We start from the raw sequence: 14,159 nt of genomic DNA on the forward strand, positions 1-14,159 counted from the left end.
CCTTCGAGATTAGCCGTTCTGGAGCACTGCGCGGAACAACGGGTCTTCCATCGCGCGCCCGGTGCCTACCGCGACGCAGATCAGCGGATCGTCCGCGATCGTCACCGGCAGCCCGGTTTCGTCGCGCAATACCTCGTCCAGCCCCTGCAACAGCGCGCCGCCGCCGGTCAGCACGATGCCCTGGTCGACGATATCGGCCGCCAGTTCGGGGGCGGTGTTTTCCAGCGCGATGCGCACGCCGTCGACGATCGCGGCCACCGGCTCGCTGACCGCCTCGGCGATCTGCGCCTGATTTATCTGGATTTCCTTGGGCACGCCGTTCACCAGGTCGCGACCCTTGATGTAGACGGTCTTGCCGATGCCGTCCGCGGGAGGCTTGGCGCAGCCCAGCTCCTGCTTGATCCGCTCCGCCGTGGCCTCGCCGATCAGCAGATTGTGGTTACGACGGACGTAGCTGACGATGGCTTCGTCCATCTTGTCGCCACCGACCCGCACCGAGGTGGTGTAGGCGAGGCCACGAAGCGACAGCACCGCCACCTCGGTGGTGCCGCCGCCGATGTCGACCACCATGCTGCCGACCGGCTCGGTCACCGGCATGTCGGCACCGATCGCGGCGGCCATCGGCTCCTCGATCAGATAGACCGCGCTGGCACCGGCGTTCTGTGCGGCGTCGCGGATCGCGCGGCGCTCCACCTTGGTCGAGCCCGAGGGAACGCAGATCACGATTTCCGGCCAGCGCATGAACCGCCGACGGCCGTGCACCTTCTCGATGAAATATTTGATCATCTGTTCCGCGACGTCGATGTCGGCGATCACCCCGTCGCGAAGCGGGCGAATCGCCTCGATCGAGCCCGGCGTCTTGCCCATCATCAGCTTGGCGTCGTTGCCGACCGCCTTCACCCGCTTCACGCCATTGATCGTCTCGACCGCGACGACCGACGGTTCGTTGAGCACGATGCCGCGACCGCGGACGTACACCACGGTGTTCGCGGTCCCTAGATCGATCGCCATGTCGTGCGAGGTCATCTTGAACAGGCGCGAGAAGATCATTGACGTTGTCGTCCGTGTCGTTGTCGCCGGAATGGGGGGCGCCGGCTGTGATCGTCCAAGTCCGCGCCTGCCGCAGGAATCATGCTGGCGATGCAATCTGCGGGGTCGCGGGATGCCGCCGCTTGGGCTAGGTGCTGCGCTGTGTCAATACGCCGCCTCCCCTCGCATCTGGTCAACCGTATCGCCGCCGGTGAAGTGGTCGAAAGACCAGCCAGCGCGTTGAAGGAGTTGGTCGAGAATGCGATCGATTCGGGCGCGACGCGAATTTCTGTCGTGCTGGCAGCCGGCGGTATCGAACGGATCGAGGTGGCCGACGACGGCTGCGGCATGACGCCAGCCGAGATTTCGCTGGCGCTGGAGCGGCATGCCACCTCCAAACTTCCCGATGAGAACATCGAACAGGTCCGCACGCTCGGCTTTCGCGGAGAGGCGCTGCCGTCGATCGCCTCGGTCGCGCGGCTGACGATCGAGAGTCGCCCGGCGGGCGCGGAGGGGTGGGCGCGGACGATCGACAACGGGGCGCCGGAGCGCGACGGCCCCGCCGCGCTGCCGCCCGGCACGCGCGTCGTCGCCGAGGCGCTGTTCGCGCGCGTGCCCGCGCGGCGCAAGTTCCTGCGCTCGCCGCGTGCGGAATATGCATCATGCCTGGACGTGGTGCGGCGACTCGCGATGGCGCGTCCCGATATCGCTTTCTCGGTCGAGCATGACGGGCGGCGCGTGCTGTCGGTCGCCGCCGCCGACAGCCGCCCGGCGCGGGTCGCTGCGCTGACCGACCGGGCGCTGGCCGACAATTCTGTCGCAATCGACCTGGAGCGGGAGGGCCATGTGCTGGGCGGGGTCGCGGGGTTGCCGACCTTCCACCGCGGTGTGGCCGACCATCAATATCTGTTCGTCAACGGGCGGCCGGTGCGCGACCGCCTGCTGATCGGGGCGATCCGCGGTGCCTATGCCGAAATGATGCCGCGCGACCGGCATGCGGTGGTCGCGCTGTTCCTCGACGTCCCGGCCAATGAGGTCGACGTGAACGTTCATCCCGCCAAGACGGAGGTGCGGTTTCGCGATCCGGCGCTGGTGCGCGGGATGATCGTGTCCGGGCTGCGCCGCGCGCTCGACGCCGCCGGGCACCGCGTCGCGCACGAACAGCCGACCGACATCGCCGCGCTGTTCCGCACCGAAATCGCCCCGCCGGCTGCGACCGCTTCCCATTGGCCCGCATCGACCGCGTCGGGGGAGGCGACCGGCTCCGGCGTCCACGAACGCCGCCCGACCTTCTTCGCGGCCCCACCGCAGGCGCGACCCACACCGGACTGGACCCCGCCGCCGGTGCGGGACGACTTTCCGCTCGGCGTGGCGCGCGGTCAGGTCGCCAAAACCTATATCGTCGCGGAGGCGGAGGACGGGCTGGTGCTGGTCGACCAGCATGCGGCGCATGAACGGCTGGTGCTGGAACGGATGCGCGCCGCGCTGGCGGGCGGGCGCGTGGCCAGCCAGTCGCTGCTGATCCCGGAAGTGGTCGAGCTCGACGAACCGGCATGCGACCGGCTGGAGGCGCGCGCCGCCGAGCTGGCGGAGTTCGGGCTGGAACTGGAGCGGTTCGGCACGCGCGCGGTGCTGGTCCGCGCAACGCCCGCATTGCTCGGCAGCGGCGATCCCAAGGGGCTGGTCACCGACCTCGCCGACGAACTCGGCGCCTATGACGAGGCGTTGTCACTGCGCGAACGGCTGGATGCGATCGCGGGCACGATGGCCTGCCATGGGTCGGTGCGGGCCGGGCGCGTGCTGTCCCCGGCCGAGATGAATGCGCTGCTGCGCGAGATGGAGGCGACGCCGCATTCCGGGCAATGCAACCACGGCCGCCCGACATGGGTGAAGCTGGCGCATGGCGACATCGAGAAGCTGTTCGGGCGCAGGTGACAGGCGAGGGCGACCACGCCTTCGATCGTCGATGCCGCGAACCATCCTGCGCCCGCGCGATCGCGCGATACTCCATTGGAGCCACTCGCAGTTTCACTTGAAGCGATGCACGGGTACCGCCGATCGCGCCATCCCGACGGACGCGCCACTCCGCGAAGGCCATCGAAAAGCTGGTGCACCCGACTGGATTCGAACCAGTGGCCTCTGCCTTCGGAGGGCAGCGCTCTATCCAGCTGAGCTACGGGTGCCGGTGAGCGTCGCCTAGCAGGCGTTCGCGGCGGGCGCTACCCGTTTTGATGCGGGAATTGTCGTCGCCCGGCCTTGTCGTTCAGGAAGGGTCAGGTCTTCGTCGCCTTTGCCGTGGGCGGCGGTGTCTTGGGACTGAACGCGCACAGGTCGATCTCGACACAGCGCCAGCATTCCGGTTTGCGTGCCTTGCAGACGTAGCGGCCGTGCAGGATCAGCCAGTGATGGGCGTGGACGCGGAACGGTGCCGGCGTGACGGCGTCGAGCTTCTTCTCGACCGCCAGCACCGTCTTGCCCTTCGCCAGCCCGGTGCGATTGCCGACGCGGAAGATGTGGGTGTCGACCGCGAAGGTTTCCGCGCCGAACGCGACGTTCATGACGACGTTCGCGGTCTTGCGCCCGACGCCCGGCAATCTCTCCAGCGCCTCGCGGCTGGCCGGCACGTGCCCGCCATGTTCGTCGATCAGCGCCTGCGACAGCGCGATGACGTTTTTGGCCTTGGTGTTGAACAGCCCGATCGTGCGGATGTGCTGCTTCAGGGCGTCCAGCCCGAGCGCCACCATCTTCTGCGGTGTGTCGACGCTGGCGAACAGTGCGCGCGTCGCCTTGTTGACCCCGGCGTCGGTCGCCTGCGCCGAAAGGACGACCGCGACCAGCAGCGTGTAATCGTTGACCGATTCCAGCTCGGTTTCCGGATGCGGGTTGACCTCGGCCAATCGGTGGTAGAATTCGGCGACGTCCCTCCGGTTCACGGCGACGCCCTCAAAGCCCGAGCACGTCCGCCATCGCATAGCGGCCGGGTGCGCGACCGGCGAGCCACAGCGCCGCCTTCACCGCGCCGCGCGCGAAGATCGTGCGATCCTCGGCGCGGTGGCCGATCTCGACGCGCTCGCCCTCTCCGGCGAACACCACCATGTGATCGCCGACCACCGATCCGCCACGCAGCGATGCGAACCCGATCGTCCCCTCGCTGCGTGCCCCGACCAGCCCGGCGCGGCTGTCGACACGCACCTCCGCAAGCCGGGTGTCGCGCCCCGCCGCCGCCGCTTCGCCCAGCAGCAAGGCAGTCCCGGACGGTGCGTCGACCTTGTGCCGGTGGTGCATCTCCGCAATCTCGATATCCCAGTCCGCGCCCAGCCGAGCCGCAGCTTCGCGCACCAGCACGCCCAGCAATGTGACCCCCAGCGAGGTGTTGCCGGTCTGGAGCACCGGGATCACGACCGCCGCCTGTTCGAGCAGCGCATGGTGCGTCCCGAACAATCCGGTGGTGCCGATCACGATCGGGGTGCGTGCCGCCACCGCCGCCGCCAGATGGGCCTCCATCGCGGCGGGCGTGGAGAAATCGACCAGCACATCGGCAGCCTGCGCGATCGGCAACGGATCGCTTCCCGCATCGCCGCCGCCCGCGATCGCCACGCCCTCGGCCGCGGCGATGGTGGCGATGGCGCGGCCCATCCGGCCGTTGCTGCCATAGATGCCGATGCTGGTCATGCGGGATACCTTGAACGGAAGGGCGAATGCGGCGGCACCCTTCGCACGAAAGGTCCGGTCACGAACAGGGGCGGGATGGCATCGCCGCTCTACAGCGCCAGATCGGGATGCCGGTCCGGCTTGACGCGGGTCGCCGCGGGCCGCGGGGTCTGCGCGACATGGACGGCGGGGGAGGGGATGGCGAGTTGCAGGACCTCCGCGGTCGCGGCCCATTCGCTTGCCAGCGCGTCAGGCCTGTCGTTGAGCGGGACGCCGTAGCTGGGCACCATCGCGCGGATGCGCTGCTGCCACGCCGGGGTGGCGAGCCGATCGGCAAACACCTTCTGCAACAGGTTCAGCATGATCGACGGCGCGGTCGATGCGCCCGGCGACGCGCCCAGCAACGCGGCGATCGAACCGTCCTTCGACGCGACGATCTCGGTGCCGAGTTTCAGGACGCCACCCTTTTGCGGATCGCGCTTGATGATCTGCACGCGTTGTCCCGCCTGCCACAGCCGCCAGTCGGCATCCTTGGCGCCGGGCAGATATTCGCGCAGCGCGTCCATCCGGTCTTCCTGGCTCATGACAAGCTGCCCGGCGAGATATTCGACCAGGTCGAAATCGTCCCAGCCGACCGCCAGCATCGGTCGGAAATTGTCCAGCGTCACCGATGCAGGCAGGTCGAAATACGACCCTTCCTTCAGGAACTTGGTAGAGAATGTCGCAAACGGGCCGAACAGCAGCACCTGACGGCCGTTCAGATAGCGGGTGTCGAGATGCGGCACCGACATCGGCGGCGATCCCGTCGCCGCCTTGCCATAGACCTTGGCGAGGTGGCGATGCGCGATGCCCGGCTTGTCAGTGACGAGGAACGAGCCGCCGACCGGGAAGCCGGCGTAGTCGTCGGCCTCGGGAATGCCCGACTTCTGAAGAATCGGCAGCGCGCCGCCACCGGCACCCGCGAAGACGAAGCGCGCGGTGATGACCTGTTCGTCATCGTCCTTCATGCCGCGCGCGGTGACGCGCCACGTGCCGTCGGCGTTGCGCTCCAGCGAGCGGACTTCGTGCCCGGTGGTCAGCGTGAACTTGGGATGCTTGCGCAGCGCACCGACATATTGACGCGTCACTTCGCCCCAGTCGCAGTCGGTGCCGAGCGGCGAGCGCGTCGCGGCGAGTTTCTGTCCGCCCGCGCGACCTTCCATCATCAACGGCACCCATGCGGCGATCTGCGCCGGGTCGTTGGTGAATTCCATGCCCGAGAACAGCGGACTGGCACCAAGCGCCTCGTGCCGCTTCTTCAGGAAGGCCGCATTCTCGTCCCCCCACACCAGGTTCATGTGCGGCGTGGAGTTGATGAAGGTGCGGGGATTGCCGAGCACGCCGGCCTTCACCTGCGCGGCAAGGAATTGACGCGTGACCTGGAATTGTTCGTTGATCTCGATCGCCTTGGCGATCTCCACCCGGCCATCGGCCTTGTTGACGGGCGTGTAGTTCAGTTCGCACAGCGCCGAGTGGCCGGTGCCGGCGTTGTTCCAGCCGTTGGAGCTTTCGTCGGCGACCGTATCCAGCCGCTCGACCAGCTCGATCGACCAGTCGGGTTCGAGCTGCGTCAGCATGACGCCCAGCGTCGCGCTCATGATCCCGCCGCCGATCAGCAGTACGTCGACCTTCCGCTCGGCCGCCGCCGCGCGGGCGGACGGCGTGGCAATGGCGGCGGTGCCGGCGGCAAGCGCCGAGCCAAGCAGATTGCGGCGTGTGACGCCGTTCGTGACTGGGATGGTTTCGGTCTGCACCGCTCTGGTCTTTCCGTTGTGACGATGTCCTCCCCGGCGACAGGCCACCGGGAAGACCATCGTTCGATGATCGTCGAGCGTGCAACGTCGGCCAGGGCCGGGGCTGCGCGCGTATGAAATCCTCACCCAAAAACGGAACGTGTCGGTGCTTCACTTGGCGTCGAAAGCGACGAGGTTCAAGGCGCGGGCGGGACAAAGCCCGTTCCGCCCGCGTGCGGTGCGTGCACGCGGGCGTTCAGGTGACGGTCAGCGCCAGCCGCCCGTCACCCTCGTCGACATGCACCGTCGCGCCGTCCTTCACCTCGCCGCGCAGGATGAGATCCGCGAGCGGATCCTGCACGTAGCGCTGCACCGCCCGCTTCAACGGACGCGCGCCATAGACCGGATCGTAGCCGACCCGCCCGAGCCACGCGCGTGCCGCGCCGGTCAGGTCCAGCGTCACCTTGCGATCGGCCAACAGCCGCCCGACCCGCGCCAACTGGATGTCGACGATCGGCCCCATGTGCGCCTGTCCCAGCCGGTGGAACAGGATGATCTCGTCCAGCCGATTGAGGAATTCCGGGCGGAAATGCGCGCGGACCACGTCCATCACCTGTGGCTCGACGCTTTCCACCGCCTGATCCTCGGCCATGTTGGCGAGATACTGGCTGCCGAGATTCGAGGTCAGGATGATGAGCGTGTTCGAGAAATCGACCGTGCGCCCCTGTCCGTCGGTCAGGCGCCCGTCGTCCAGCACCTGCAACAAGACGTTGAACACATCGGAATGCGCCTTCTCGACTTCGTCGAACAGCACCACCTGATACGGGCGCCGCCGCACCGCCTCGGTCAGCACGCCGCCTTCCTCATACCCGACATAGCCGGGCGGGGCACCGATCAACCGCGATACGGCGTGCTTCTCCATGAACTCGCTCATGTCGATCCGTACCATGGCGTTGGGATCGTCGAACAGGAACTCGGCCAGCGCCTTGGTCAATTCGGTCTTGCCGACGCCGGTCGGGCCGAGGAACAGGAAGCTGCCCAGCGGACGGTTCGGGTCCTGCAAGCCGGCGCGCGCGCGGCGCACCGCGGTGGAGACGGCGCGGACGGCGTCGGACTGGCCGATCACCCGCTGGCCGATCACTTCCTCCATGCGCAGCAACTTGTCGCGCTCGCCTGCCAGCATCCGTTCCACGGGTACGCCGGTCCAGCGGCTGACGACACCCGCGATGTCGTCGGCGGTCACTTCCTCGCGCAGCATCGCGCCCTGCGATGTCGCCGCAGCCTCGGCCAACTGCTTCTCCAGCGCGGGGATGCGCCCGTAGGACAGCTCGCCCGCTTTCGCCAGATCGCCCTGCCGCTGCGCCTGCTCCAGTTCCAGCCGCGCGGCGTCGAGCCGTTCCTTCAGCCTGGCCTCGCCCGCGATCTTGTCCTTTTCCGCCTGCCAGCGTTGCGTCAGCGCGGTGGATTGTTCCTCCAGATGGGCGAGTTCGCCCTCCAGCGTTTCCAGCCGATCGACCGATGCCGCATCGGTTTCGCGCTTCAGCCCCTCGCGCTCGATCTTGAGGCGCAGGATGCGACGGTCGAGCGTCTCGATCTCCTCGGGCTTGCTTTCCACTTCCATGCGGATGCGGCTGGCGGCCTCGTCCATCAGGTCGATCGCCTTGTCGGGCAGGAAACGGTCGGTGATGTAGCGGTTCGATAGCGTCGCCGCCGCGACCAGCGCGCCGTCGGTGATCCGCACGCCATGGTGCAGTTCGTACTTTTCCTTCAGCCCGCGCAGGATGCTGATCGTATCCTCGACGGTCGGCTCGCCCACGAACACCGGCTGGAAGCGCCGTTGCAGCGCGGGGTCCTTCTCGACGTACTTGCGATATTCGTCCAGCGTGGTCGCCCCGACGCAGTGCAGTTCGCCACGCGCCAATGCAGGCTTCAACAGGTTGCCCGCGTCCATCGCGCCTTCGGATTTGCCCGCGCCGATCAACTGGTGCATTTCGTCGATGAACAGGATGATGTCGCCATCCGCCTGCTTCACCTCGTCCAGCACGCCCTTCAGCCGCTCCTCGAACTCGCCGCGATACTTCGCGCCCGCGATCAGCGCTCCCATGTCGAGCGACATCAGGCGGCGATCCTTCAGCGTGTCGGGCACGTCGCCATTGGCGATGCGCAGCGCCAGCCCCTCCGCGATCGCGGTCTTGCCCACGCCGGGTTCGCCGATCAGCGCCGGATTGTTCTTCGTGCGGCGGGCCAGGATCTGGATGGTGCGGCGAATCTCCTCGTCGCGGCCGATCACCGGGTCCAGCTTGCCGTCGCGCGCCGCCTGCGTCAGGTCGCGCGCGAACTTCCTGAGCGCGTCATAGCGGTCTTCCGCGCCGGCGGTGTCGGCGGTGCGCCCGCCGCGCAGCTGCGTGATCGCGGCGTTCAGCGCCTCGGGCGAAGCGTTCGCCGCCTTCAGCGCGCGCCCGGCAGCGGTGGTGAGGCTAAGCGCGAGCGCGACCAGCAGCCGCTCGACGGTGACGTAGCTGTCGCCCGATTTCTGCGCGATCTGCTCGGCCTGATCCAGCACGCGCACCGCATCGGCGGCAAGGCCGGGCGTGTTCTGTGCGCCGGAGCCGCTGACCGCCGGAATCTTCGCCAGTGCGGCATCGGTCTCGGCGGCAGCGCGGCGTGCGTCGCCTCCCGCCGCGGTGATGAGGCCGGTGGCCATGCCCTGGTCATCCTCCAGCAGCGCCTTGAGCAGATGCTCGGGCGCAATCTGCTGATGGTTCATACGGATGGCGACGGTTTGCGCCGACTGAAGAAAGCCCTTGGCGCGATCGGTGAATTTTTCGAGGTTCATCTGGAAGCCCTGTCGTTCTTGGGTGTCAGATGGTGTTGCTATTCGGCAACACAAGGGGCGACGTACAGCCCGCTTGCAGCCGCAGAGCTAGGCTGGCACCGCTGCACGCGCAACCGTGGAGGCAAAAGTGGCGCGTCGTATTCTGGTGACCGGGGGCTGCGGCTTCGTCGGGCGGCATCTGGTCGCGAAGCTGGCTGGCGAAGGCGGCAACGAGGTGTGGATCATCGACGACCTGTCGACCGGCAAGGCGCCGGCCGATTGGGAGGTGCCACGGTTGCGTGCGGTGGGCGAGCAGGGCGGCATCGGCTTCCATGAGGTCGTCGGCCATGACGCGGTGGTGCGGTTCATCCGCGCCGATTTCGTCGCGGTGGCGCAGGCCGAACTGGGCATGACCCCGTCGCTGGGGCTGGAAAGGCTGCCTGCGTTCGACGAGGTCTATCACCTCGCCAGCGTGGTCGGCGGACGCAACGTGATCGACAACGATCCGCTGGCGGTGGGCATCGATCTGGCGATCGACAGCACCTTCTTCCTGTGGGCGGCCAAGGTGTCGCGGCCCGCACGTATCCTCTACGCCTCGTCCAGTGCCGCCTATCCGGTCGACTTGCAGGAGGCGGGCGAAAGCCGCGCGCTGCACGAAGACGACATTTCGTTCGAAAAACGGCTGGGCCTGCCGGATTATACCTATGGCTGGAGCAAGCTGACCGGCGAGTATCTCAGCCGGATCGCGCACGCCAAATACGGGCTGAACGTGGGCGTGGTGCGGCCGTTCTCCGGCTATGGCGAGGATCAGGACGTGGTCTATCCGTTCCCGGCGATCGCGCTGCGGGTGGCCGCACGTCGCGATCCGGTGCGGGTATGGGGGTCGGGGCATCAAACCCGCGACTTCGTCCACATCGACGATGCCTGCGACGCCTGCCTTGCGGTGTGCCGGGGGGTGAGCGACGCGCGCGCGTTCAACATCGGATCGGGCGTGGCGACGTCTTTCCTGACGCTGGCGGCGCGGATGGTCGAGCTGGAAGGCTATGCCGCGCCGGTGCTGGGAACCGAGGGCAAGCCGGTCGGCGTCGCCGAACGTTATTCCGACGCGACGCGGATTCGCGAGGAACTCGGCTGGCGGCAGACGATCCCGCTCGACGACGGCATCCGCCGCGCGCTGGATTATGCGCGGTCGCGGCTGGCGCGCGGGGTCGAGCCGGATTGATCGCGGCCGCTTACGCCACCCACGTCTTCTCGCGCAGATTGAGATGCCCCAGCTTGCGTGCGCGCAGCCGTGGCCCGAGGAAGCGGTAGAAATACCAGTCCTTGGCCGCGGCGGGCGTGAAATGGTAGAGCAGCCGCTCGGCCAGCGTCCAGCGCACCCGCGTCCGATCTGAGCGCCGGTCCGACGGCACGCACCACAGGCCGTAGGGATAGACGATGCGGCCCTGCTTCACGACCCGCTGCATGATCTCGTGGTCCATCAGCACGTACGGCCAGAAGCGTTCGGCATAGCCGCCTGCGGCGACCAGCGCGGCGGTGCGGAAGGTCTGCCCGAAACCGCCGGTATGGGTCTGCTTCGGCCACAGCCGGCTGACGATCTGATTATGCCGCCGCTTGCGCAGCGCGCGGGCGGCATCTGGCGGCACGTCGGTCGCCATCGCGGCGACGATATCGCTGGCTGTATAGGCGGCCTGCGCGGTGGCGAGATAGTGCGGCGGGTAGAAGGTGTCGGCATCGCCGAACGCGACGAATTCGGTCGACAGCGACGGCATCGCCTCCTCCAGTGCGAAGATCTTGCCGGGGCGCGCCTCGGCCAGGTGGACCACCTCTACGTCGGGCAGCACCGCCGCGCGCGCGATCGCCGCCGACCCGTCCGTCGAGCCATTGTCGACCAGCAGCAGCCGGAACGGCTTCAGCGTCTGCGCGGCGAGGCTGGCGAGCGTCGCGGCGAGATAATCCGCCTCGTTGTAATAAGCGATGACGAACGTCCACCTCATGCGCTCGCCTCCACGAGCCGCAGGAGCGTGCGGCATGCCGCCTCGCTCGATCGCAACCCGTGGGTGGCGACGACATGCGCCCGCGCCGCCGCCCCCATCTGCGCCATGCGCGCCGGATCGCGCAGCAATGCGGCGACCAGCGGGCGATAATCGCGATCGGTGATGCGCAGCCCGCATTCGGGCGGGATCACGTCGGCCCCCAGCCGGTCGGCGAAGCCGACGACCGGCCGGCCGCACGCCATCGCCTCCGGAATGGCGCGCGGGAAATAATCGCGTCGGCCGGCGTGGAAATACAGGCCGGCCTGCGCGAGCAATCCGGGCACGTCGGCATGCGGCACATGACCCAGCCAGTCGATCGCGGGATAACGCCGCGCCATCCGTGCCGCCTGCGGCCCGCCGCCCGCCACCGCCACGCGATGCGCGCGGGACAACGCACCGACCTCGGTAAAACTCTTCCAGCGCGTGACACGGCTGACCGACAGCACGTCCCACCGTCGCCCGGTGTCGATCGGCTGGAACAGCCCGGTGTCGATCGTCTTGGGCAGCCGCTCCATGCGCGCGCGCGCGATGCGTGGGCGGAACCAGCCGCCCGCCGCCAGCGCCGCTTCCTGCACCGCGCTTTCGGTGAACAGCAGCCGTGCATGCGGGACCAGCCGGCTCCAGTAATCGCCGCCGACGATCAGCGCGAATGGACGACGATCCGGGCGCAGCGCGCGGTCGAACAGTCGGTAACCCGCGCCACCGTTCGTGCCGATCAGCACGAACAGGTCCGCCGGGTCGGCGCGGGCGGCGGCGACCATCGCATCGCTGTGGTGATCGCGCGATTTCGTCCCGCCGCCGCTGCGGGCGAACAGCCGGATGCGATAGGGCGCCCCGAACGCGGGGGCGGAGAGATGCTCGGCGGCCTGCGCTGCCACGCCCCACAACTCGACATCCACCCCGAGCGAAGCTAGGAGCGCGGGCATCCGCCGGTCGCGATTGTCCCAGCGTAGCCACTCCGCCGGATCGACGACGCTGTGATAGGCCGGATAGGTGAGGACGAAAACGATGCGTGCCATGGGTATCTCCCACGCCGTACCAGCGCCGGCACGCGCTGCCTAGGTGAGCCAACGACCGTGAACACGCCCATTGCGCCTTTCGCCGACGAGGGGCCGCGCGTCTCCTGTCTGATGGTCACCGCCAACCGGCGCAAGCTGGCCGAACGGTCGGTCGACTGTTTCCTGGCGCAGGATTATCCGAACCGCGAACTGGTGATCGTGGACGACGGGGAGGAGGATTATGCCCCGATCCTAGCACGCGTGCCGGCGAACCGCGTGATCCATCACCGCTTGCCCAGGAATCCGGCCACGACGCTGGGTGAGTTGCGCAACCTGTCACTCGACCTCGCGCGCGGCGCGTTGATGGCTCATTGGGACGACGACGACTGGTTCGCGCCGCGCCGCCTGTCGCGCTCGGTCGAGACACTGGGCGACAAGGCGGCGGTATGGGGCGAGGCGACGTTGATGCACCTCGACGATCCCGCGTGGCTGGATCGCCCGTATCTCAGCTGGTTCAAGGGCGGCGCGCCGAGCACGATCGTCCATCGGCGTCGCGACGACATCCGGTACCCCGCCGAACGCAAGGGCGAGGACAGCACGTTCCGCGACGCGTGGCTGCGGCTCGGCACCGCGCTGATCCCCAGAAGCGAGGCGCATCTGCTGATCCGCTGCTTCCACGGCCACAACACCTGGGATCGCGGCCATTTCGAACGGCGGCTGGCGCTGCGTCCGGCGCAGATCGTCGAGTGGAAGGTGCGGCAGCTGACCGGCACCACCGCGCGCTACTCGGCCTTCCGCCTGTCGCCGGCGCAACGCGCCGCGTTCGACGCCTATGTCACGCAATCGCGTGCGCTGGCGCTGTTTTGAGCGCAACGGCACGCTGGCAGGAATGGGCTGCGCGGCCGGGGGTCCGCGTCGCGGGGCTGGTGCTGCGCTGGGCGTTCTTCGCCGGTATGATCGGGTGGATGATCCTGAAGGTCCGCGCGATCGGCTGGGCGCAAGTGGGGCGGTCGCTGCCGACCAATCCGCTGTTCTACCTGTTGTTCATCGTCACCTTCCTCGTGCTGCCGGCGTCGGAGACGATCGTGTTCCGCACGATCTTCGCCCGGCGGCTGCCCGGTGCCTTTCCGGTGCTGATCCGCAAGCGCGTCTACAACAGCGCGCTCGTCGGCTATTCCGGTGAACTGTACCTGTTCGTCTGGCTGCGGCGAACGATCGGCCTGTCGAAACGTGTGATCGCGGTCGGCCTGAAGGACAACGCGATCCTCTCCGCAATCGCATCAGGCGTGGTCACCGCGCTGTTGCTGATCGGGTTCGCGGCGGCGGGCAACGGACGGCGGATCGCGGCGTGGCTGGACCCCGGCCCGGCGTTGCTGATCGCCGCGCTGGTCGGCGCGGTGTTCCTTGCGCCGTTGCTGTTCAGGCTGCGCCGGCAATTGATCGCGATGCCGGCGGCACAGGCGGGCAGGGTGCTGGGCGTGCATGTCGCGCGGATCGTCGCCGTCGTGCTGCTGCAGGCGACGCAATGGGCGGTGGTGCTGCCGCAGGAACCGTGGAGCGTGTGGCTGGTGTTCCTGACCGCGCAGATGGTCATCTCCCGCCTGCCGATCGTGCCGAACCGCGACCTGCTGTTCCTCAGCGCCGCGCTGCAGATGAGCAACACGATCGATGGCCCGCGCGAGGCGATGGCCGGATTGCTGCTGGCGGGCGGGGCGCTGACGCAGGGCAGCAATCTGGCGTTCTACCTGATTACCTCGTTGTGGAAACAGCCGCCCGCCGACGTGGTGGAGAGTGTCGAAGGGGTCGAGGTGCCGGAGGATGACGACGGCGACCGGATCGCCGGCGTGCCGTAACGCCG

11 protein-coding genes and 1 tRNA gene are annotated in these 14,159 nt (G+C 68.1%); 4 read left to right on the plus strand and 8 right to left on the minus strand.

Annotated features, from left to right (window positions below; genetic code table 11):
• Positions 1–9: 9 nt before the first annotated feature.
• On the minus strand, positions 10–1,050 hold the full coding sequence (locus ASE95_RS10975) for a rod shape-determining protein (protein WP_056635584.1): 1,041 nt from the start codon (positions 1,048–1,050) through the stop codon (positions 10–12).
• Between the two features lie 141 nt (positions 1,051–1,191).
• On the opposite strand from ASE95_RS10975, the gene mutL reads away from it, so the two are divergent.
• Positions 1,192–2,964, plus strand: coding sequence for a DNA mismatch repair endonuclease MutL (mutL, locus tag ASE95_RS10980; RefSeq protein WP_056635589.1), 1,773 nt, complete (start codon positions 1,192–1,194; stop codon positions 2,962–2,964).
• A gap of 171 nt (positions 2,965–3,135) precedes the next feature.
• On the opposite strand, the gene ASE95_RS10985 is transcribed toward mutL, so the two are convergent.
• The 5 genes from ASE95_RS10985 to clpB form a co-directional block, all read right to left on the minus strand.
• A tRNA-Arg gene (locus ASE95_RS10985) sits at positions 3,136–3,212 on the minus strand.
• 90 nt (positions 3,213–3,302) lie between these two features.
• Complete coding sequence (gene nth, locus ASE95_RS10990; RefSeq protein WP_056636251.1) at positions 3,303–3,962, minus strand: endonuclease III; 660 nt, start codon at positions 3,960–3,962, stop codon at positions 3,303–3,305.
• 10 nt (positions 3,963–3,972) lie between these two features.
• Positions 3,973–4,701 carry a 4-hydroxy-tetrahydrodipicolinate reductase gene (gene dapB / locus ASE95_RS10995; protein ID WP_056635592.1) on the minus strand — a complete coding sequence of 243 codons (729 nt, stop codon included), beginning with the start codon at positions 4,699–4,701 and terminating at the stop codon, positions 3,973–3,975.
• Positions 4,702–4,790: 89 nt separating this feature from the next.
• Positions 4,791–6,473, minus strand: a complete 1,683-nt coding sequence (mqo, locus tag ASE95_RS11000; protein WP_235528270.1) for a malate dehydrogenase (quinone) — start codon at positions 6,471–6,473, stop codon at positions 4,791–4,793.
• Between the two features lie 235 nt (positions 6,474–6,708).
• The gene (gene clpB / locus ASE95_RS11005; protein ID WP_056635595.1) at positions 6,709–9,288 is read right to left on the minus strand and encodes an ATP-dependent chaperone ClpB; all 2,580 of its coding nucleotides are present in this window, start codon (positions 9,286–9,288) and stop codon (positions 6,709–6,711) included.
• Positions 9,289–9,415: 127 nt separating this feature from the next.
• On the opposite strand from clpB, the gene ASE95_RS11010 reads away from it, so the two are divergent.
• Complete coding sequence (locus ASE95_RS11010; protein WP_056635598.1) at positions 9,416–10,489, plus strand: NAD-dependent epimerase/dehydratase family protein; 1,074 nt, start codon at positions 9,416–9,418, stop codon at positions 10,487–10,489.
• Positions 10,490–10,499: 10 nt separating this feature from the next.
• On the opposite strand, the gene ASE95_RS11015 is transcribed toward ASE95_RS11010, so the two are convergent.
• Positions 10,500–11,264, minus strand: a complete 765-nt coding sequence (locus ASE95_RS11015) for a glycosyltransferase family 2 protein (protein ID WP_056635601.1) — start codon at positions 11,262–11,264, stop codon at positions 10,500–10,502.
• Positions 11,261–12,322, minus strand: coding sequence for a glycosyltransferase (locus ASE95_RS11020; protein WP_056635604.1), 1,062 nt, complete (start codon positions 12,320–12,322; stop codon positions 11,261–11,263). Before ASE95_RS11020 ends, ASE95_RS11015 begins: the two co-directional genes overlap by 4 nt.
• Positions 12,323–12,379: 57 nt before the next feature.
• Between ASE95_RS11020 and ASE95_RS11025 the strand changes: the two genes are divergently transcribed.
• On the plus strand, positions 12,380–13,168 hold the full coding sequence (locus ASE95_RS11025) for a glycosyltransferase family A protein (RefSeq protein WP_156347982.1): 789 nt from the start codon (positions 12,380–12,382) through the stop codon (positions 13,166–13,168).
• Positions 13,165–14,154 (plus strand): hypothetical protein, encoded by a 990-nt coding sequence (locus ASE95_RS11030; RefSeq protein ID WP_056635609.1) that lies wholly within the window; start codon positions 13,165–13,167, stop codon positions 14,152–14,154. Before ASE95_RS11025 ends, ASE95_RS11030 begins: the two co-directional genes overlap by 4 nt.
• The last annotated feature ends 5 nt before the right edge of the window (positions 14,155–14,159 follow it).

Origin of the sequence: Sphingomonas sp. Leaf231, from assembly GCF_001421995.1 — a bacterium.
GTDB lineage: Bacteria > Pseudomonadota > Alphaproteobacteria > Sphingomonadales > Sphingomonadaceae > Sphingomonas.

Excerpts from the sequence above, each read along its gene's own strand:
- dapB (WP_056635592.1), bottom strand. The coding sequence starts at position 4,701 with ATGACCAGCATCGGCATCTATGGCAGCAACGGCCGGATGGGCCGCGCC.
- ASE95_RS11020 (WP_056635604.1), bottom strand. The coding sequence starts at position 12,322 with ATGGCACGCATCGTTTTCGTCCTCACCTATCCGGCCTATCACAGCGTC.
- clpB (WP_056635595.1), bottom strand. The coding sequence starts at position 9,288 with ATGAACCTCGAAAAATTCACCGATCGCGCCAAGGGCTTTCTTCAGTCG.
- ASE95_RS10975 (WP_056635584.1), bottom strand. The coding sequence starts at position 1,050 with ATGATCTTCTCGCGCCTGTTCAAGATGACCTCGCACGACATGGCGATC.
- ASE95_RS11015 (WP_056635601.1), bottom strand. The coding sequence starts at position 11,264 with ATGAGGTGGACGTTCGTCATCGCTTATTACAACGAGGCGGATTATCTC.